Source organism: Massilia sp. ZL223 (genome assembly GCF_018119395.1).
Taxonomy (GTDB): domain Bacteria; phylum Pseudomonadota; class Gammaproteobacteria; order Burkholderiales; family Burkholderiaceae_D; genus Telluria.
In genome coordinates, this window is the sequence record NZ_JAGPWD010000003.1 from 148,724 (window position 1) to 166,982 (window position 18,259).

Consider the following 18,259-nt stretch of genomic DNA (forward strand, 5'->3'; position numbering starts at 1 on the left):
TATGCTGATTTCACGGCAATGGCGAAGCATCGCGGGCGCATTGATGTTGACGGCGGCGCCGGGCGCCATGGCGCAGACCGCATGGAACGAATTCAACTCGTCCCAGCGCACCGTCGTTTTCGATACGGGCACGGCGTTCGCGGGCGCGGACAGCTTCAAGCGTGCCGTGATCAACCTGGACCTGGCCTGCCCGAGCGCCGGCAAATGCGGTTCGTGGGACGTGCAGGGCTTCGTGGAGCTGAAGCAGCCCGACGGGAACTGGATCCATGTGGCGCGCTTCATCACTCCCTACGGCGTGCCGGCCACGTACAGCTTCGACGTGACTGACCTGCAGCCGATCTTCGCAGGGCGGAGCAAGGTCCCGATGCGCGTGACGATCGATATCTGGGAAGGCGCGCCCAAGGGCTGGATCGCCAACTGGAGCTATTCCGTGGTCACCGGGACGCCGGAGCCCAGGCCGGTCGCGGTGGTGCCGCTCTGGAATGACGCCGCCTTCAACGGCGCCTCGCAAGCCGAATACGGCAAGTCGGCGGCCACCGCAGGCAGCCTCCCGGCGGTGCCCGACAAGACCGTGACCTTGCCCGCCAACGCGAGCAAATTCAAGATCCGCACCCTGGTGACTGGCCACGGCCAGGGCGACGCCTATAACGCCGCCGAGTTCTACGACAACAACCACGCCATCACCTGGGCGAAGCATCCGTCGACCCTGAATGCCCGCATCTGGCGCACCGATTGCGCGACCTCGACCGTGAGTCCGCAAAAAGGGACTTATACCTATTCCCGTGCGGGCTGGTGCCCGGGCGGCGTCGTACAGCCGTGGCTGAGTGCGGACCTCGCGCCCAACTTGCCCGCGCCCGGCAGCCAGGTGACTTTCCACTACCAGGTCGACTACGGCAAGCCGCCCTACGTCAACCAGCAGCAGACCTATGACAATAACGGCCACACCATGCCGTTCTACAACGTCAGCGCGGTACTGATCGGCTACCAGTAACACTGTCTGCGCGCGGGACCATCGCCGGCCCGTCCGGCGATGGTCAACGATGAACCTTTCCGGACCCACGAGGCATTAACCGTCGGTCTAGTCAACGGCCGTCCGGCCAAGGAAAGGGCACGTCATGAAGCCAAGCACGATGTTCCGCATATTGATGCCGGCGCTGGCCGGCATGGTCGCCACCGCCACCGCCGCCGGCGCCCAGGCGCCGGCCCCACTGGCCGATCCGATACCGGGCCAGTTGGCGCAGAGCCACGCCAGGGTCGCCCTGGAAACGGTCGTCTCCGGCCTGGTCTCCCCGGTGGCCGCCGCCGTCGCGCCGGGCGACCGCCGCCACCTGTACGTGGCCGACCAGATCGGCCTCGTGTGGCGCGTCCACATCGCCAACCGGGCCGAGGATGGCGACGACGACGACGACGACGACGACGTCGGCTCGCGCCAGCCCGAACAGTTTCTCGACGTACGCAGCCTGCTGGTGAGCCCGCTGGGACTGGGACCGGGCAAATACGACGAACGCGGACTGCTCGGCATCGCCTTCCATCCGCAATTCCGCTTCAACGGCCTGTTCTATACCTTCACCTCCCAGCCGGTGAAGGGCGCGGCCGACTTCAGCACGATGCCGGCGGGCGCGGCGCCGAATTGCCAGAGCGTGGTGACCGAATGGCGGGTCCAGCGTCCCGGCCGGCGCAACAGCCCAGTCGACCTGGGCAGCGCACGCGAACTGATGCGTATCGACAAGCCCCAGTTCAACCACAACGGCGGCGCGATCGCCTTCGGTCCCGACCAGATGCTGTACATCTCGCTCGGCGACGGCGGCGCAGGCGACGACGAGGGCGTGGGCCATGTCCCCGGCGGCAATGCGCAGAGCCTGGCGCCGGGCAATGTGCTCGGCAAGATCCTGCGCATCGACCCGCTGGGACGCAATGCGGCCAACGGCAGGTACGGCATCCCGGCCGACAACCCCTTCGTCAACCGCGACGGCGCCGACGAGATCTTCGCCTATGGTTTCCGCAATCCGTTCCGGATGTCCTTCGACCCGATGGGACGCCTGATCGTGGGCGACGTCGGCCAGAACCAGGTCGAGGAAGTCGATGTCGTGACGGCCGGCGGCAACTATGGCTGGCGGATCAAGGAAGGGACCTTCCTGTTCGACACCGGCGGCCCGGATGCGCCGGGCTTCGTCCATGCCGATAGTCCCGGCCTGCCGGCTGGCCTGATCGATCCGATCGCCCAGTACGACCACGCCGACGGCGCCGGCGCGCCGCCGAGCCGTGTCGCCGTCATCGGCGGCTACGTCTATCGGGGCAACCGGATTCAGCAGCTGAAAGGGCAGTATGTATTCGGCGATTACTCGGGCAGGGGCGGGCCGACGCCGCAAGGCCATCTGTTTGTACTTGGCAGGAACAACCGGGTCGAGAACCTGACTCCGGTCAACCGGAATCCCTTCGACCTGGCGATGCTCGGTTTCGCCCAGGACCAGCGCGGTGAACTCTACCTGCTGGCCAACGGCACCGGGACACTGCTCGGCACGACAGGGGTGGTCATGAAGTTCGTACGGGCGCGGCGCTGAGGCGCGCTGGCCCGGCTACGGACCGGCGGCGTAAGGGCGCCGGTCCGGTTGCTCACCGTTGCGCCATGGTCGCCTTGATGACGATGACCTGGGCCAGGCGCGGATCGCTCGATTCGGGCACATAGCTCATCAGCATGTCGTCGCCGTGGGCGCCGCGGTTGAACTCCATGGTCACATTGCCGTCGGGGGAGACGAAGCGGTCGGCCGATTGGGCCACCAGCTGGATCGGGCGGCGCCTGTCGATGCGCGCTTCGATGCCGTTCCCGGTCGGTTCGATCTGCATGCGCCAGCCATTCGACATGGCATAGCGGCCGGCCACCCGGTCCTGCTCGTCGGACTGGATCCGGTAGGTGGGCGCCGTCGCCGTCACTTGCACGGTCGAGCTTGGCGATATGGCGGGATACGGTAGTTTTCCTGACTGGGCTCCTGCATCGGCCATCAGCAGCAGGCAGACAGGGACTGCGAGGTAACGGGTACGCATGATGTGCTCCTTCAAGACTTGAATTGGCCTTCATGGCGCAGGACGCCTTCGGGCATGCTTCGCACCCTGGTCTTCGCCAGTAGCGCTACTCCCAGTCTAAGGCGGTGGCCGCCAGGCACAAGCGTTATCCGTTGGGTATCACGAAACGATCTTGAGCGCCCAGCGCTCAGATCAAAGGGATATGACACAGGAAACGTGCAGGTCCCCGGAATTACGGATCACGATCGACCGATGAACTCGATACGGATGGGCCTTGCGTATTCTGCGCGACCGCATATGCTGGAGAAAAGGGCATCGCTGCCCGCAAGGGAGAATGATATGTACAAGCGCATACTTCTGCCGACCGACGGTTCCGAGGCGTCCGGGCGCGCCGTCCAGGCCGGCATTGATTTCGCCAGGAGCGTCGGGGCCGAGGTGGTCGCCATGACGGCCACGCCGGCCTTCCATACCTTCAGCGTCAGCGCCGAGATGCTGGAACAGACTCCTGAAACCTATGAAGCGGCCAGCGCCGCGCGGGCGCAGCGCCTGCTGGACGAGGCCGCCGCCGCCGCACGCGATGCCGGCGTGCCCGCGACCAGCCTGCGGGTGGTGGCGGACAGTCCGTACGAAGCCATCATCGCCACCGCGCGCGAGCGCGGCTGCGACCTGATCGTGATGGCGTCCCACGGCTACCATGGCATCAAGGGCCTGCTGCTTGGCAGCGAGACGCATAAAGTGCTGGTCCACAGCGCGATTCCGGTCCTGGTGCACCGCTAGGCCATGGGGTCGCTCATCCGGCGCCTGGCCATTGTCACCGGCGGGGGCGACGCCCCCGGGCTGAATGCAGTGATCCGCGCGGCCGTGCTGGCGGCCGACCGCCTGGGCTGGGAGTGCTACGGCATCCGCGACGGCTTCAACGGCCTGCTGGCGCCCGAACTCTGCCTCGGCGAGCCGGTGCCGCAACTGTTGGCCGACCATGTGCACGGCATCGGCCATCTCGGCGGCACCATCCTCGGCAGCACCAACCGGGGCAATCCGTTGCGCTATCCGACGCGGCGCACTGACGGCAGCCTGGCGGAGGAAGACCGCAGTGGCGAGCTGGCGGCCTTGCTGCGCCGGCGCGGCTTCGACGCGCTCATCGTCGTGGGCGGGGACGGTTCGATGGAAATCGCCGCGGCCCTGGAGCGCAAGGGCGTGCGGGTGGTGGGCGTGCCCAAGACCATCGACAATGACCTCGATTGCACCATCCAGACCTTCGGCTTCGACACCGCGGCCGGCTTCGCCACCGAATGCATCGACCGCCTGCATACGACCGCGGACAGCCAGCACCGCGTGATGGTGGTCGAGGTGATGGGGCGCTACGCCGGCTGGATCGCGCTGCACGCGGGGATGGCGGCCGGCGCGCACGCGATCCTGCTGCCCGAACTCGACTTCGATATCGACGCCGTCGCGGATGCGGTGCGGCGGCGAGATGCGCGCGGACGGCATCACGCCATCGTGGTGGCGGCCGAAGGCGCCCAGCCGCTGGGCGGCCAGCGCGTGGTGCAGGCGGCGGCCGAAGCGGGGCACGCCGAGCGCCTGGGCGGCATCGGCGCCTGGGTCGAGGCGCGGCTGGCCGAGCGTACCGGCAAGGAGTGCCGCAGCGTGGTGCTGGGCCACCTGCTGCGCGGCGGCAGCCCGTCCGCCGTCGACCGCGTGATCGCCGCGCGCTTCGGCGCGGCGGCGGTGAGGGCGCTGGCGGCTGGGCAATCGGGCGTAATGGTGACCCTGGGCGAGCACGAGATCGGCACCGCGCCGCTGGCCGAGGTGGCCGGCCGCACCAAGCGCGTGCCGCTCGACGGCGACACGGTGCGCACGGCGCGCGATCTCGGCATCTGCCTCGGCGACCGCTAGCGCGTGCTTGTTACGGCCCGCACCGCCAGGTCGCCGATGGTGCGCTCGGCGTCCTCGAAATCGGCCGCCGCCAGTTCGTCCCGGTCCAGCACCAGCGCCATCTGGGCGGCGAAGTCGGCATAGGACTGGGTCATCGCCCACAGCGCGAACAGCAGGTGGGTCGCGTTCACCGGCGCGATGCGGCCCTCGCGGATCCAGCGCTCGAACACTTCGATATCCCGGCGCAGCAGCGGCACCACGCGTTCGCGGATCTGCTCCCCGTAGAACTTGGCGCCGCCGATGACTTCCATCGCATACACGCGCGAGGCCCAGGGCTGCTCGCGCGAGAAGCGCAGCTTGGCCGCGACATAGGCGCGCAGCACATCCGCGGGCGCGCCTTCGGCCTCGGCCAGGTGCTGCATGCGCTCCAGCCAGTCGTCGAGCACGTCGTCGAGCACGCGCCGGTACAGGTCCTGCTTGGCGGGGAAGTAGTAGAGCAGGTTCTGCTTCGAGATGCCGGCATGCTCGGCCACGGCGGCGATGCTCGTGCCTTCGAAGCCGCGTTCGGCGAACAACCGGGTGGCGGCGGCGAGGATCGTGGTCTCGAGCTTGTCGCGGCGTTTGACGTTGATATCCATGTCGATCCTCAGCGCTGGGTGCGCAGGAAGGCCAGCAGCCGTTCGTCGTCCGCATAGGCCGCGTTGAAGCGGAACCAGATGCCCTGGGGCTGGCGCTGGGTGAAGAACTCGCCCGGCGCGAGCAGGATGCCGGCCTTGAGGGCGGCGTCGGCGATGCCGCGCCCGTTGCGCGTGGCAATGGGCGCATCGAGCCATCCGGCGCTGACGAACATGCCGCCGCGCGGCTGGGCCAGGGGCGCCATGCCGACGCCGCGCAAGGATTCAAGGGTGCGTTCCCGCGCATCGGCCAGCTGGCGCGCGAGGCGTTCGACCATGCGCCGGTAGCCGCGCGTGCCGATGGCGTCGAGCACGGCGCGCTCGTTGATCTCGGAAGTCGTCAGCCCGGCCACCATTTTCACGCGCAGCAGTTCCGGCAGCAGCGAGGCCGATGCGCACAGCGAGCCCACCCGCAATACCGGCGACAGGGTCTTGGAAAAGCTGCCGACCCGGATCACGCGGCGCAAGCCGTCCATCGCCGCCAGCGAAGCTTCTCCGGGCAGGGCGAGTTCGCGGTAGATATCGTCTTCCACCAGCCAGAAGTCGAACTGCTCGGCCAGGCCCAGCAGATGGTGGGCCTGGCGCTGGGTGAGCGAGGTGCCGAGGGGGTTCTGCAGCACGGTGTTGACGAACATGAGCTTGGGGTGGTGCTCGCCCGCCTGGCGCGCGAGTTCGTCGAGGTCGAGGCCCTGGGCGCCGCGATGGACGCCGACCGGGACGCAGCCGTGGTGGCGGATCAGGGCCAGCAGGTTGCTGTAGCCGGGGTCTTCCACGAAGACCACGTCGCCGGGGCGGGTCAGCGTGCGCAGCACCAGGTCGAACGCGTGGGTGGCGCCATGGGTGAGCAGGATCTGGTCGGCGTCGACCGGGAACAGCTCGCTGCTCAGGCTGGCGGCGAGCTGCTGGCGCAGGGCCGGGAAGCCGAGCGGGTGGCCATAGCCGCGCAGGCGGCCGGCCGGGATCTTCATCGCGTGGCGCACGGCGTCGAGGATGGTGTTTTCGCCGTACCACTCGGGCGGCAGCCAGCCGGCGCCGACCGGCAGGGCTTCCGCCTGGCCGGAATACAGGTCGGGGGCGAGGGCGTCGATCTCGGACACCAGGCCGGGCTGCGACGGCACCGGGGCGGGCTGGGGTTGTGGGCGCGCGACGAAGAAGCCCGAACCGCGGCGCGAGGACAACAGGCCGAGCTGGTGCAGGCGCTCGTAGGCTTCGACCACGGTGAAGGTGCTGACCGCGTTGTACTTTGCGAATTGTCTAACCGAGGGCATTTTGGTCCCGGCGCCCAGTTGGCCTTCGCTTACCATCGCCGAGATGGCCGCCACGATCTGGTCGACCAGGCCGCCGCGCTTGCCTCGGTCAATGTCGAGCTGCGGCCAGGCCGCGCCTTTGTGCTTGCATGAGACATCTTCCATCAACACCGCTTCTTCCATCATCGCGCTCCGCTCGACGGGTTAAGAACTGTACAGGCCGCGTGACCAGTACGGTTGGTCGCTTTTGCCGGTGGTGTATCTGTTGCCAATGTTGCCTTGCTATCTATTATTGACCAGTATTTTGCCAATTGGTAAAAATTTTGCCGCGACGGCGAAGGAGACCGCATGAACGAGTCCAGGCCCCAGTCGATGTCCTCATTTTGGATGCCATTCACGAACAACCGCGACTTCAAGACCAGTCCGCGCCTGCTCGTGTCGGCCGAAGGGATGTATTACCGCGATGTCGACGGCAATCCCATCCTCGACGGCACCGCCGGGCTGTGGTGCGTGCCCTGCGGCCACGCCCAGCCGCGCATCACCGAGGCGATCGCCACCATGGCCGGCCAGCTGGATTTCGCGCCGACCTTCCAGATGGGGCACCCGGCGGCCTTCGAGCTGGCCGAACAGCTGATGGACTACACGGGCCACAAGTTCGGCCACGTCTTCTACACCAACTCCGGCTCCGAGGCGGTCGACACCGCGCTCAAGATGGCGCTGGCTTACCACAAGGCGCGCGGGGAGGGCGGCCGCACCCGCCTGATCGGCCGCGAGCGCGGCTACCACGGGGTCGGCTTCGGCGGGCTGTCGGTGGGCGGCATCGGTCCCAACCGCAAGCAGTTCGGCCCGCTGCTGCCCGGCGTCGACCACCTGCCGCATACCCACAACCTGCTCAAGAACGCCTTCTCGCGTGGCGAGCCGGACTTCGGCGTGGAGCTGGCGGACGAACTGGAACGCCTGGTGGCGCTGCACGACGCCTCGACCATCGCGGCCGTCATCGTCGAGCCGGTGTCGGGGTCGACCGGGGTGCTGGTGCCGCCCAAGGGCTATCTGAAGCGCCTGCGCGAACTCTGCGACAAGCACGGCATCCTGCTGATCTTCGACGAAGTCATCACCGGCTTCGGCCGCCTGACGGCGCCCTTCGCCAGCGATTACTTCGGGGTCGAACCGGACATGATGACGGTCGCCAAGGGCCTGACCAATGCCGCCGTGCCGATGGGCGCCGTGTTCTCCAAGCGCCACATCCACGACGCCGTCATGGACGCGCCGGCGGGCATCGAACTGTTCCACGGCTATACCTATTCCGGCCATCCGCTGGCCTGCGCGGCCTCGCTGGCCACGCTCGAGGTGTTCCGCGAGCAGGGCATCCTCGACAACGCCCGCGAGATGCAGCCTTACTTCGAGGACGCGCTGCATGCGCTGCGCGGCCTGCCGCATGTGATCGACCTGCGCTCGATCGGCCTGGTCGGCGGCATCGAGCTGGAATCCATCCCCGGCAAGCCCGGTGCGCGCGCCTACAGCGCGCTCAAGAAGGCCTTCGCGGACGGCCTCCTGATCCGCACCACCGGCGACATCATCGCGCTGTCGCCGCCGCTCGTCCTGGGCAAGCAGCACATCGACGAATTGTTCGGCAAGCTGGCGACCGTCCTGAAGAACCTGGATTAAGACCTATGACCTTCATCTCGCATTTCATCAACGGCCAGCAGCTCGAGCGGCCCAGCCTGCGCCAGGCCGATGTCTACAACCCGGCGCGCGGCGCGCCTTGCGCCACCGTGGCGCTGGCGGACCACGAGGACGTCGACGCGGCCGTGGGCGCCGCCCATGCGGCTTTCCCGGCCTGGGCGGCGACGCCGCCGCTGCAGCGGGCGCGGGTGCTGTTCAATTACCTGCAGCTGTGCCGCGCGCATACCGACCAATTCGCGGCCCTGGTCACGCGCGAACACGGCAAGACCTTCGCTGACGCCCAGGGCGAAGTGGCGCGCGGGATCGAAGTCGTGGAATTCGCGGTCGGCATCCCGCAGCTGCTCAAGGGCGAGTTCACCGACCAGGTGGCGCGCGGCATCGACGCCTGGTCGATGCGCCAGCCGCTGGGCGTGGTGGCCGGCATCACACCCTTCAACTTCCCGGTGATGGTGCCGATGTGGATGTTCCCGATCGCGATCGCCTGCGGCAATACCTTCGTGCTCAAACCCTCGGAGCGCGACCCCTCGGCCTCCTTGCTGCATGCGCGCCTGCTCAAGGATGCGGGGCTGCCGGACGGAGTGTTCAATGTGGTCCAGGGCGACAAGGTGGCGGTCGATGCGCTGCTCGACCATCCCGATGTGCAGGCGGTCAGCTTTGTCGGTTCGACCCCGATTGCCGAATACATCTACGCGCGCGGTTCCGCCAAGGGCAAGCGCGTGCAGGCCCTGGGCGGCGCCAAGAACCATATGGTGGTGATGCCCGACGCCGACATGACGATGGCCGTCGACGCCCTGATCGGCGCCGCCTACGGCTCTGCGGGCGAGCGCTGCATGGCCATCTCCGTCGCGGTAGCGGTGGGCGAGGCGGGCGACCGCCTGGTGGCGGCGCTGGCCGAGCGCACGGCCCGGCTGAAGATCGGCGACGGCATGCAGGACGGCGCCGAGATGGGGCCGGTGATCACCAGGGCCGCCAAGGAGCGCATCGAGCGCCTGATCGGCCAGGGCGTGGAACAGGGCGCGACACTCGTCGTGGACGGGCGCGGCCACCAGGTCGCGGGCTGCGAGAAAGGCTTCTTCGTGGGCGGCACCCTGTTCGACCACGTCAAGCCGGACATGACGATCTACAAGGAAGAGATCTTCGGGCCGGTGCTGTGCGTGGTGCGCCTGCCGGACGTGGGCAGCGCCGTGGAACTCATCAACGCCAACGAATACGGCAACGGCGTCGCCATCTTCACCCGCGACGGCGGCGTGGCGCGCGAGTTCGTGCGCCAGATCGAAGTGGGCATGGTGGGCGTAAACGTGCCGCTGCCGGTGCCGATGGCCTTCAACAGCTTCGGCGGCTGGAAACGCAGCCTGTTCGGCGACCATCACGCCTACGGACCGGAAGGCGTGCGCTTCTACACGCGCCACAAGGCAGTGATGCAGCGCTGGCCGGATAGCGCCAGTTCCGGACCGCAGTTCGCTTTCCCGCAGATGAAATAGACATAAGGGACGCCTATGCTCGACTCACTCCAACACTTGCCCTCCGCCGCCGGTTCGAGCAGCGAACTGGCCGCCCATTTCACCGACCTGGCCCCGCCGCTCACCGCGCGCCAGGCGGCGGTCGAGGCGGCCCGCTGTCTCTATTGCTACGACGCGCCCTGCATGAACGCCTGCCCCACCGATATCGACGTGGCCGGCTTCATCCGCAATATCCATGAGCAGAACATCGATGGCGCCGCCTACGGCATCCTGAAGGCGAACATCTTCGGCGGCAGCTGCTCGCGCGTCTGCCCGACCGAGATCCTGTGCGAGGACGCCTGCGTGCGCAACAACCCGGCCGAGCGCGAGCCGGTGCGCATCGGGCTGCTGCAGCGCTACGCCATCGATCATGCCCATTTCAATGGCCACCCGTTCCAGCGCGCCCCGTCCACCGGCAAGGTGGTGGCCGTGGTCGGCGCGGGGCCGGCGGGCCTGTCCTGCGCCCACCGCCTGGCCATGCTGGGCCACGACGTGGTCGTGTACGAGGCGCGCGAGAAGGCGGGCGGCCTGAACGAATACGGCATCGCCAGGTACAAGCTGCCGGGCGACTTCGCCCAGGCGGAGGTGGACTTCCTGCTGGCCATCGGCGGCATCGAGATCGCCTACGGCCGCAAGCTGGGCGTGAACCTGAGCCTGGCCGAGCTGCACGCCCGCTACGACGCGGTCTTCCTCGGGATCGGCCTGGGCGCCAGCCGCGCACTCGGCCTGACGGGCGAGGATGCGCCTGGCCTGATGGCGGCGATCGACTATATCGCCGCGCTGCGCCAGGCGAGCGACCTGGCCAGCCTGCCGGTGCCGCGCCGCGCCATCGTCATCGGCGCGGGGAATACGGCGATCGACATGGCGGTGCAGATCAAGCGCCTGGGCGCGGCGGAGGTGACCCTGGTGTACCGGCGCGGCATGGAATCCATGAGCGCGACCGGCCACGAAATCGAGATCGCCAAGGCCAACCAGGTCCAGATTCGCACCTGGGCCGCGCCGCTGGAGGTGCTGCTGGACGACACCGCCAAGGTGGCCGGCATGCGCTTCGAGCAGACCCGCATCGAGGACGGCCGGCTGGTGCGCACCGGCGGCTATCTCGAGATCGCGGCGGACGCGGTGTTCAAGGCCATCGGCCAGGGCATGAGCGAAGAGGGGCTACAGGAGCCGCTGGCGCGGGAACTGTCGCGCGAGGGCGAGCGCATCTGGATCGACGAGCGCTTCCGCACCGCGCTGCCCGGCATCTACGCCGGCGGCGATTGCGTGGCGCCGGGTCAGGACCTGACGGTGCAGGCGGTCCAGCATGGCAAGCTGGCAGCGCTCTCCATTCACAACGATATCCAATCGACATCGGAGGCAGCATGGCCGACCTGAGCATCGACTTCTGCGGCATCAAGTCGCCGAACCCGTTCTGGCTGGCCTCGGCGCCGCCGACCGACAAGGCCTACAACGTCGTGCGCGCCTTCGAGGCCGGCTGGGGCGGGGTGGTCTGGAAGACCCTGGGAGAAGATCCGCCGGCGGTCAACGTCTCCTCGCGCTATTCGGCCCACTACGGCAAGAACCGCGAAGTCCTCGGCTTCAACAACATCGAGCTGATCACCGACCGCAGCCTGGAGATCAACCTGCGCGAAATCACGCAGGTGAAAAAGGACTGGCCGGACCGGGCCCTGGTCGTGTCCCTGATGCTGCCCTGCGAGGAAGCGCCCTGGGCCGCCATCCTGCCCCTGATCGAGGCCACCGGCGCCGACGGCATCGAGCTGAATTTCGGCTGCCCGCACGGCATGCCGGAGCGCGGCATGGGCGCGGCCGTGGGACAGGTGCCGGACTACGTGCAGATGGTGACCGCCTGGTGCAAGAAGCACACGCGCCTGCCGGTGATCGTCAAACTGACGCCCAACATCACCGATGTGCGCGCCCCAGCCCGGGCCGCGCTGGCTGGCGGCGCCGATGCCGTCTCCCTGATCAACACCATCAATTCCATCACCCACCTCGACCTGGACCGCATGGTGGCTTTCCCGGTGGTCGGCGGCGCCAGCACCCACGGCGGCTACTGCGGCTCGGCGGTCAAGCCGATCGCGCTCAACATGGTGGCCGAGATCGCACGCGACCCGGCGACGCGCGGCTTGCCGATCTCCGGCATCGGCGGCATCGGCAGCTGGCGCGACGCGGCCGAGTTCATCGCCCTGGGCGCGGGCTGCGTGCAGGTATGCACGGCGGCCATGCTGCATGGCTTCCGCATCGTCGAGGAAATGAAGGATGGCCTGGCGCGCTGGATGGACAGCAAGGCTTACGCGGACATCGCCGCCTTCTCCGGCAAGGCGGTGCCCAATACCACCGACTGGAAATACCTGGACATGAATTACCAGGTAATCGCCCGGATCGACCAGGACAAGTGCATCCAGTGCGGCAAATGCTACGTGGCCTGCGAGGACACCTCGCACCAGGCCATCGCCCGCGCCGTCGACGGGGCCGGCAAGCGGCGCTACGAGGTCATCCGCGACGAATGCGTGGGCTGCAACCTGTGCGAGATCACCTGCCCGGTTGAGGCCTGCATCACGATGGTGCCGCAGCAGACCGGCAAGCCCTATATGAACTGGACCGAGGATCCGCGCAATCCCCGTGCGGAGACGGCTGCGGCGAAGGTGGCCTGATATGAGCCACAGCGCCGAACTCTGGAACGCCGACCTGGCCCCCACCACGGCCGCGCAGCGCACCTGGCGCTGGTACCATTTCGCGGCCCTGTGGGTGGGGATGGTGATGTGCATCCCGGCCTATACCCTGTCGGCCAGCCTGATCGACGCCGGCATGTCGGGCTGGCAGGCCGTGTTCACGGTCTTCCTGGCCAACGCCATCGTGCTCGTGCCGATGCTGCTGATCGGCCACGCCGGCACCAAGTACGGGATTCCCTACGCCGTGCTGGCGCGCACTTCCTTCGGCACGCGCGGCGCCCGGCTGCCGGCGCTGATGCGCGCCATCGTCGCCTGCGGCTGGTACGGCATCCAGACCTGGTTCGGCGGCAGCATGATTTATACGCTGCTGGGGGTGATGAACGGCGCGCCCATCGGCGGCGAGCCGCTGCCGGGGCTGGGCATCAACCTGGGCCAGCTGGCCTGCTTCCTGGCTTTCTGGGCGATCCAGGTCTGGTTCATCGTGCACGGCATCGAATCGATCCGCAAGCTGGAGACCTATACGGCGCCATTAAAGATCGCGATCTGCTTCTTGCTGCTGTGGTGGGTGTATGACAAAGCGGGCGGCTTCGGACCGCTGCTGGACCGTCCTTCGGAATTCGCCCCGGGCGGCAAGAAGGCGGGGCAGTTCTGGCAGGTGTTCTGGCCCTCGCTGACGGCCATGGTCGGATTCTGGGCGACCCTGGCGCTGAACATCCCCGACTTCACCCGCTTCGCCCGCAGCCAGCGCGACCAGGTGGTCGGCCAGAGCGTCGGCCTGCCGCTGCCCATGGGGCTGCTGGCGGCGCTGGCCGTGATCGTGACCTCGGCCACCGTGGTCTTGTACGGCAAGGCCTTGTGGGACCCGGTCGACCTGGCCAGCCGCATGACCGGCATCGCGGTGCTGGTGGCGCTGATCGTGCTGCTGGTGGATACGGTCAGCGTGAACCTGGCGGCCAACCTGGTCGGCCCGGCCTACGACTTCTCGGCGCTGGCGCCCAGGCGCATCAGCTACCGTACCGGCGGCTACATCACGGCCGGGCTGGCGCTGGCCATGATGCCCTGGAAGATCCTGGAATCGACCCAGAACTACATCTTCACATGGCTGGTCGGCTATTCGGCCCTGCTGGGGCCCATCGCGGGCATCCTGATCGTCGACTACTACCTGATCCGCAAGACGGAGCTGGATGTCGCCCAGATGTACCGCGAGGACGGGATCTACGCATACAGGAATGGCTGGAACATGGCGGCCGTCCTCGCCTTCGTGCTCGGCGTGCTGCCGAACATTCCCGGCTTCCTGAACGCGGCCTTCCCCGACGCCTTCCCGGGCGTGGGCGAGACCTTCAAGACCATCTATACCTATGCCTGGTTCGTCGGCCTCGCCATCGCGGCGCTGGTGTACGGAACCATGATGAAGGCGCGCGCCGTGCCGGCGCTGGCGGCCCCACAACCTTAACCCGAGGGAGCTCGTATGACCGTGATTATCCGTGGCGGTACCGTGGTAAACGCCGACCGGGCGCACCAAGCCGACGTGCTGTGCGAAGGCGACAAGATCGTCGCCGTGGGAGAGAACCTGGAAGCCCCCGGCGGCGCCAAGGTAATCGACGCGCGCGGACAGTACGTGATGCCGGGCGGGATCGACACCCACACCCACATGCAGCTGCCCTTCATGGGCACGGTCACCGCCGACGATTTCTACACCGGCACCGCGGCCGGCCTGGCGGGCGGCACGACCACCATCATGGACTTCGTGATTCCCGACCCCAGGCAGTCGCTGCTCGAAGCCTTCCATACCTGGCGCGGCTGGGCGCGCAAGGCGGCCAGCGACTACACCTTCCACGTGGCCGTCACCTGGTGGGACGCCTCGGTGCACGAAGAGATGGGGGTGCTGGTGCGCGAGCACGGCGTCAACAGCTTCAAGCACTTCATGGCCTACAAGAACGCCATCATGGCGGACGACGAGACCCTGGTGAAGAGCTTCCGCCGCGCCCTGGAGCTGGGCGCGATCCCGACCGTGCATGCGGAAAACGGCGAACTGGTCTACCAGCTGCAGCAGGAACTGCTGGCCAAGGGCATGCGCGGCGCCGAGGCGCATCCGCTGTCGCGCCCACCGGAAGTAGAAGCGGAGGCGGCCAACCGCGCCATCGCCATCGCCAACGTGCTCGGCACGCCGGTCTACATCGTCCACGTGTCCTGCGCCGAATCGCTCGACGCCATCACCCGCGCCCGCGCACGCGGCCAGCGCGTGTATGGCGAAGCGCTGGCCGGCCACCTGGTGATCGACGACAGCGTCTACCGCCACCCGGACCCGGAGTTCGCGCGCGGCCACGTCATGAGCCCGCCGTTCCGCAGCAGCCACCACCAGCAGGCGCTGTGGCAGGGCCTCCAGGGCGGCAACCTGCACACGACCGCGACCGACCATTGCACCTTCTGCGCGGCCCAGAAGGCGGCCGGCAAGGACGACTTCACCAAAATCCCGAACGGCTGCGGCGGCGTCGAGGAGCGCATGGCCGTGGTCTGGGATGCCGGCGTCGGCAGCGGGCGGCTGACTCCGTCGGAGTTCGTGCGGGTGACTTCGACCAATGCGGCCCAGATCTTCAACATGTACCCGCGCAAGGGCCTGGTGGCGGCGGGGGCGGATGCCGACATCGTGGTCTGGGACCCGGAAGGCAAGCGCACCATCTCGGCCGCGACCCAGCATTCGAAGGGCGGCTTCAATGTATTCGAGGGCCGTACCGTGCGCGGCATCCCGACCCATACCATCGCCGCCGGCAAGCTGGTGTTCGAGCGCGGCGAGCTGCGCGCCGAGGAGGGCGCCGGACGCTACGTGACCCGCCCGGCCTTTTCGGCTGTGTCCGCGTCCTGAGGGGAGCTGAGATGAACGAATTGCGTATCGACGGCAAGCGCCTGTGGGCCTCGCTGATGGAACTGGCCCGGATCGGCGCGACGGAAAAGGGCGGCGTCAAGCGCCTGGCCCTGACGGATCTCGACCGCCAGGGCCGCGACCTGGTGGTGAGCTGGGGCCGGGAAGCGGGCATGACAGTCACCATCGACCAGATCGGCAACGTCTTCATGCGCCGCGAAGGTCGCAACCCGGCCTTGCCGCCCATCGTCACCGGCAGCCACATCGACACCCAGCCGACCGGCGGCAAGTTCGACGGCAACTACGGCGTGCTGGCCGGGCTGGAAGTGGTGCGCACCCTGAACGATTTGCAGATCCAGACCGAGGCGCCGATCGAGGTCGCGTTCTGGACCAACGAGGAAGGCTCGCGCTTCGTGCCGGTGATGATGGGCTCCGGCGTGTTCTGCGGCGCCTTCAGCCTGGAGACGGCCTATGCCGCCCGCGATACCGAGGGCAAGAGCGTGGGCGAGGAACTGGAGCGGATCGGCTACCGCGGCGACGAAGTCCCGGGCCGCCACCCGATCGGCGCCTATTTCGAGACCCATATCGAGCAGGGGCCGGTGCTGGAGGATGCGGGAAAGGTGATCGGCGTGGTGCCGGCCGTGATGGGCCTGTCGTGGTACGACTGCCTTGTTTCCGGGATGGAAGCCCACGCCGGGCCGACGCCGATGGGCCTGCGGCGCGATGCGTTGCAGGTGGCCACCATCGTGATGCAGGAAGTGGTGAGGATCGCCAACCGCTACCCGCCCTACGGCCGCGGCACGGTGGGAATGGTGCAGGTGTTCCCCAACAGCCGCAACGTGATTCCCGGCCAGGTCAAGTTCAGCATCGACCTGCGCAACGTGAGCGACGAGCTGCTGAACACCATGCACGAGGAGATGCTGGCCTTCGTGGCGCAGACGCGCCGGGAAACCGGATTGGGGATCGAGGTGGAGCGGGTGTCCTATTATCCGCCTTGCCCCTTCCACCCGGACTGCGTGGGCGCGGTGCGCAAGGCAACGGAAAAGCTGGGCTACTCGACCATGGACGTCGTGTCCGGCGCCGGCCACGACGCCATCTACGCCGCCCGGGTGGCCCCGTCAGGCATGATCTTCGTCCCTTGCAAGGACGGGATCAGCCACAACGAAATCGAGGACGCGCAGCCGGACCATCTGGAAGCCGGCTGCAACGTCCTCCTGCATGCGATGCTGGAAAGAGCTGGGATCGCGCGCTGATCAGAGATTCCCGACCAGCGGGATCACACCGAAGACCACGGCAGCGACCAGCAGGACCAGCGACGCCGTGATCGACCACTTCAGGGTAAAGCGCTGGTGGTCGCCGAATTCGACCTTGGCCATGCCGACCAGCAGGTAGGTCGAGGCGACCAGGGGGCTGAGCAGGTGGACCGGCTGGCCGATCAGCGAGGCGCGGCCGATTTCCGCCGGGCTGATGCCGTACACGGCGGCGGCCTTGGCCAGGATCGGCACGATGCCGAAGTAGAAGGCGTCGTTCGAGATGAAGAAGGTGAAGGGAATGCTCAGCAGCCCGGTCACGATGGCCAGGTAAGGGCCCATCCAGTCCGGCACGGCGGCGATCACGCTGAGGGCGATGGCGTCCACCATCTTGGTGCCCTGCAGGATGCCGACGAAGATGCCGGCGGCGAAGATCAGCGACACGACCGGCACCGCATTGACCGCGTGCGCCGCGATGCGCTCCTTCTGGTCTTCCAGGCGCGGGTAGTTGATCATCAGTGCGATCGCGAAGAAGATCATGAACAGCGCCGGCAGCGGCAGGGCGCCCTTGATCAGCAAGCCAAGCAGCAGGGCCGTGAGCGCGAAGTTCATCCAGATCAGTTTCGGGCGTGCGAAGGCCGGATCGGAATCCGTGGTGTCGGTTTCCCTGGCCTGGACGGTGCTGTCCTCACCCACCGAGCTTGCATGGGCGATCCACTGGCCGGTGGTGCCGTCCATCTCGCCGGACGCCGCGAGGCTGGCCTGGGCGGGCTTCAGGGCGCTGACGTTGCTCGCCTGCCTGATGCTGGCCTGGGCGGCCAGCCGCACCGTGCCGATGCGGGCGCGCTCCTTCTTGCCCAGCACATAGGCGACGACCAGCACCCAGCAGACGCCTGCGACCATCGGCAGGATCATGGGAACGAAGATGGTGCTCACATCCACGCCCAGGGCGCTGGCGGCGCGCGCCGTGGGGCCGCCCCAGGGCAGGATATTGAAGACGCCGCCGGCCAGCATGATCACGCAGGCGAGGATCAGCTGGTTCATGCCGAGGCGCTTGTACAGGGGCAGCATGGCCGCGACCGTGATCATGTAGGTGGTGGCGCCGTCGCCGTCGAGCGATACGAACATGGCCAGCACCGCGGTGCCGACCACGATCTTGACCGGATCGCCCTGGACCAGGGTCACGATGCGGCGGATCAGCGGGTCGAACAAGCCGGCATCGATCATGATGCCGAAGTACAGGATCGCGAACATCAGCATGACGCCGGTCGGCGCCAGGTTCTTGATCCCGGTGAGCATCATCGGGCCCAGTTCCGCGCCGAAGCCGCCGATCAGGCCGAAGGCGATGGGCACGACGATCAGTGCGACCATGGCCGGCAGGCGCTTGGTCATGATCAGGAACATGAACACGATGATCATCGAGTATGCCAGGATGGTCAGCATGGAATTCTCCTCAGAAGTGCTGCGGTGCAGCTGTCGTCAAT

Annotated in this window: 15 protein-coding genes; 11 read left to right on the plus strand and 4 right to left on the minus strand. The window is 67.6% G+C overall.

Going from position 1 to position 18,259, the window contains the following annotated elements; translation table 11 throughout:
* The first annotated feature begins 1 nt into the window (after position 1).
* Both KBW95_RS03505 and KBW95_RS03510 read left to right on the plus strand, forming a co-directional pair.
* On the plus strand, positions 2-991 hold the full coding sequence (locus KBW95_RS03505) for a peptide-N-glycosidase F-related protein (RefSeq protein WP_211527493.1): 990 nt from the start codon (positions 2-4) through the stop codon (positions 989-991).
* Positions 992-1,115: 124 nt separating this feature from the next.
* Entirely contained in the window at positions 1,116-2,561 is a 1,446-nt protein-coding gene (locus tag KBW95_RS03510) for a sorbosone dehydrogenase family protein (protein WP_211527494.1), read from the plus strand.
* 52 nt (positions 2,562-2,613) lie between these two features.
* Here KBW95_RS03510 and KBW95_RS03515 read toward each other — a convergent pair whose 3' ends face one another.
* Complete coding sequence (locus tag KBW95_RS03515; protein WP_211523701.1) at positions 2,614-3,042, minus strand: hypothetical protein; 429 nt, start codon at positions 3,040-3,042, stop codon at positions 2,614-2,616.
* 318 nt (positions 3,043-3,360) lie between these two features.
* On the opposite strand from KBW95_RS03515, the gene KBW95_RS03520 reads away from it, so the two are divergent.
* Together KBW95_RS03520 and KBW95_RS03525 are read left to right on the plus strand one after the other, a co-directional pair.
* Positions 3,361-3,798, plus strand: coding sequence for a universal stress protein (locus tag KBW95_RS03520; protein ID WP_211527495.1), 438 nt, complete (start codon positions 3,361-3,363; stop codon positions 3,796-3,798).
* A 3-nt stretch (positions 3,799-3,801) separates the two neighbouring features.
* Positions 3,802-4,914: a 6-phosphofructokinase gene (locus KBW95_RS03525; protein ID WP_211527496.1), complete on the plus strand. Its 1,113-nt coding sequence runs from the start codon at positions 3,802-3,804 to the stop codon at positions 4,912-4,914.
* Here KBW95_RS03525 and KBW95_RS03530 read toward each other — a convergent pair.
* Together KBW95_RS03530 and KBW95_RS03535 are read right to left on the minus strand one after the other, a co-directional pair.
* Positions 4,911-5,531: a TetR/AcrR family transcriptional regulator gene (locus KBW95_RS03530; protein ID WP_211523698.1), complete on the minus strand. Its 621-nt coding sequence runs from the start codon at positions 5,529-5,531 to the stop codon at positions 4,911-4,913. The two genes, KBW95_RS03525 and KBW95_RS03530, sit on opposite strands and share 4 nt — an antisense overlap.
* Positions 5,532-5,539: 8 nt before the next feature.
* Positions 5,540-6,979 carry a PLP-dependent aminotransferase family protein gene (locus KBW95_RS03535; RefSeq protein WP_229429516.1) on the minus strand — a complete coding sequence of 480 codons (1,440 nt, stop codon included), beginning with the start codon at positions 6,977-6,979 and terminating at the stop codon, positions 5,540-5,542.
* 183 nt (positions 6,980-7,162) lie between these two features.
* Here KBW95_RS03535 and KBW95_RS03540 point away from each other — a divergent pair, with 183 nt between their 5' ends.
* The 7 genes from KBW95_RS03540 to KBW95_RS03570 are packed head-to-tail and all read left to right on the plus strand — an operon-like array spanning position 7,163 to position 16,778.
* A complete protein-coding gene (locus tag KBW95_RS03540; RefSeq protein ID WP_211527497.1) occupies positions 7,163-8,479 on the plus strand; it encodes an aspartate aminotransferase family protein in 1,317 nt (438 codons plus the stop codon).
* Between the two features lie 5 nt (positions 8,480-8,484).
* Positions 8,485-9,978 carry a CoA-acylating methylmalonate-semialdehyde dehydrogenase gene (locus tag KBW95_RS03545; RefSeq protein ID WP_211527498.1) on the plus strand — a complete coding sequence of 498 codons (1,494 nt, stop codon included), beginning with the start codon at positions 8,485-8,487 and terminating at the stop codon, positions 9,976-9,978.
* A 15-nt stretch (positions 9,979-9,993) separates the two neighbouring features.
* A complete protein-coding gene (locus KBW95_RS03550; RefSeq protein ID WP_211527499.1) occupies positions 9,994-11,370 on the plus strand; it encodes an NAD(P)-dependent oxidoreductase in 1,377 nt (458 codons plus the stop codon).
* A complete protein-coding gene (gene preA / locus KBW95_RS03555; RefSeq protein WP_211523694.1) occupies positions 11,358-12,647 on the plus strand; it encodes an NAD-dependent dihydropyrimidine dehydrogenase subunit PreA in 1,290 nt (429 codons plus the stop codon). The genes KBW95_RS03550 and preA overlap by 13 nt, the downstream gene beginning before the upstream one ends.
* Position 12,648: 1 nt before the next feature.
* Positions 12,649-14,118, plus strand: a complete 1,470-nt coding sequence (locus KBW95_RS03560) for an NCS1 family nucleobase:cation symporter-1 (RefSeq protein WP_211523693.1) — start codon at positions 12,649-12,651, stop codon at positions 14,116-14,118.
* 15 nt (positions 14,119-14,133) lie between these two features.
* Positions 14,134-15,528, plus strand: coding sequence for a dihydropyrimidinase (hydA, locus tag KBW95_RS03565; protein WP_211523692.1), 1,395 nt, complete (start codon positions 14,134-14,136; stop codon positions 15,526-15,528).
* Between the two features lie 11 nt (positions 15,529-15,539).
* Positions 15,540-16,778, plus strand: coding sequence for a Zn-dependent hydrolase (locus KBW95_RS03570; protein ID WP_211527500.1), 1,239 nt, complete (start codon positions 15,540-15,542; stop codon positions 16,776-16,778).
* Here KBW95_RS03570 and KBW95_RS03575 read toward each other — a convergent pair whose 3' ends face one another.
* Positions 16,779-18,218 (minus strand): CitMHS family transporter, encoded by a 1,440-nt coding sequence (locus tag KBW95_RS03575; protein ID WP_211527501.1) that lies wholly within the window; start codon positions 18,216-18,218, stop codon positions 16,779-16,781.
* Positions 18,219-18,259: the final 41 nt, after the last annotated feature.

Bases quoted from the DNA above. Each gene is read 5' to 3' on its own strand.
- KBW95_RS03505 (WP_211527493.1), top strand. From the start codon at position 2: ATGCTGATTTCACGGCAATGGCGAAGCATCGCGGGCGCATTGATGTTG.
- KBW95_RS03510 (WP_211527494.1), top strand. From the start codon at position 1,116: ATGAAGCCAAGCACGATGTTCCGCATATTGATGCCGGCGCTGGCCGGC.
- KBW95_RS03515 (WP_211523701.1), bottom strand. From the start codon at position 3,042: ATGCGTACCCGTTACCTCGCAGTCCCTGTCTGCCTGCTGCTGATGGCC.
- KBW95_RS03520 (WP_211527495.1), top strand. From the start codon at position 3,361: ATGTACAAGCGCATACTTCTGCCGACCGACGGTTCCGAGGCGTCCGGG.
- KBW95_RS03525 (WP_211527496.1), top strand. From the start codon at position 3,802: ATGGGGTCGCTCATCCGGCGCCTGGCCATTGTCACCGGCGGGGGCGAC.
- KBW95_RS03530 (WP_211523698.1), bottom strand. From the start codon at position 5,531: ATGGATATCAACGTCAAACGCCGCGACAAGCTCGAGACCACGATCCTC.
- KBW95_RS03535 (WP_229429516.1), bottom strand. From the start codon at position 6,979: ATGGAAGATGTCTCATGCAAGCACAAAGGCGCGGCCTGGCCGCAGCTC.
- KBW95_RS03540 (WP_211527497.1), top strand. From the start codon at position 7,163: ATGAACGAGTCCAGGCCCCAGTCGATGTCCTCATTTTGGATGCCATTC.
- KBW95_RS03545 (WP_211527498.1), top strand. From the start codon at position 8,485: ATGACCTTCATCTCGCATTTCATCAACGGCCAGCAGCTCGAGCGGCCC.
- KBW95_RS03550 (WP_211527499.1), top strand. From the start codon at position 9,994: ATGCTCGACTCACTCCAACACTTGCCCTCCGCCGCCGGTTCGAGCAGC.
- preA (WP_211523694.1), top strand. From the start codon at position 11,358: ATGGCCGACCTGAGCATCGACTTCTGCGGCATCAAGTCGCCGAACCCG.
- KBW95_RS03560 (WP_211523693.1), top strand. From the start codon at position 12,649: ATGAGCCACAGCGCCGAACTCTGGAACGCCGACCTGGCCCCCACCACG.
- hydA (WP_211523692.1), top strand. From the start codon at position 14,134: ATGACCGTGATTATCCGTGGCGGTACCGTGGTAAACGCCGACCGGGCG.
- KBW95_RS03570 (WP_211527500.1), top strand. From the start codon at position 15,540: ATGAACGAATTGCGTATCGACGGCAAGCGCCTGTGGGCCTCGCTGATG.
- KBW95_RS03575 (WP_211527501.1), bottom strand. From the start codon at position 18,218: ATGCTGACCATCCTGGCATACTCGATGATCATCGTGTTCATGTTCCTG.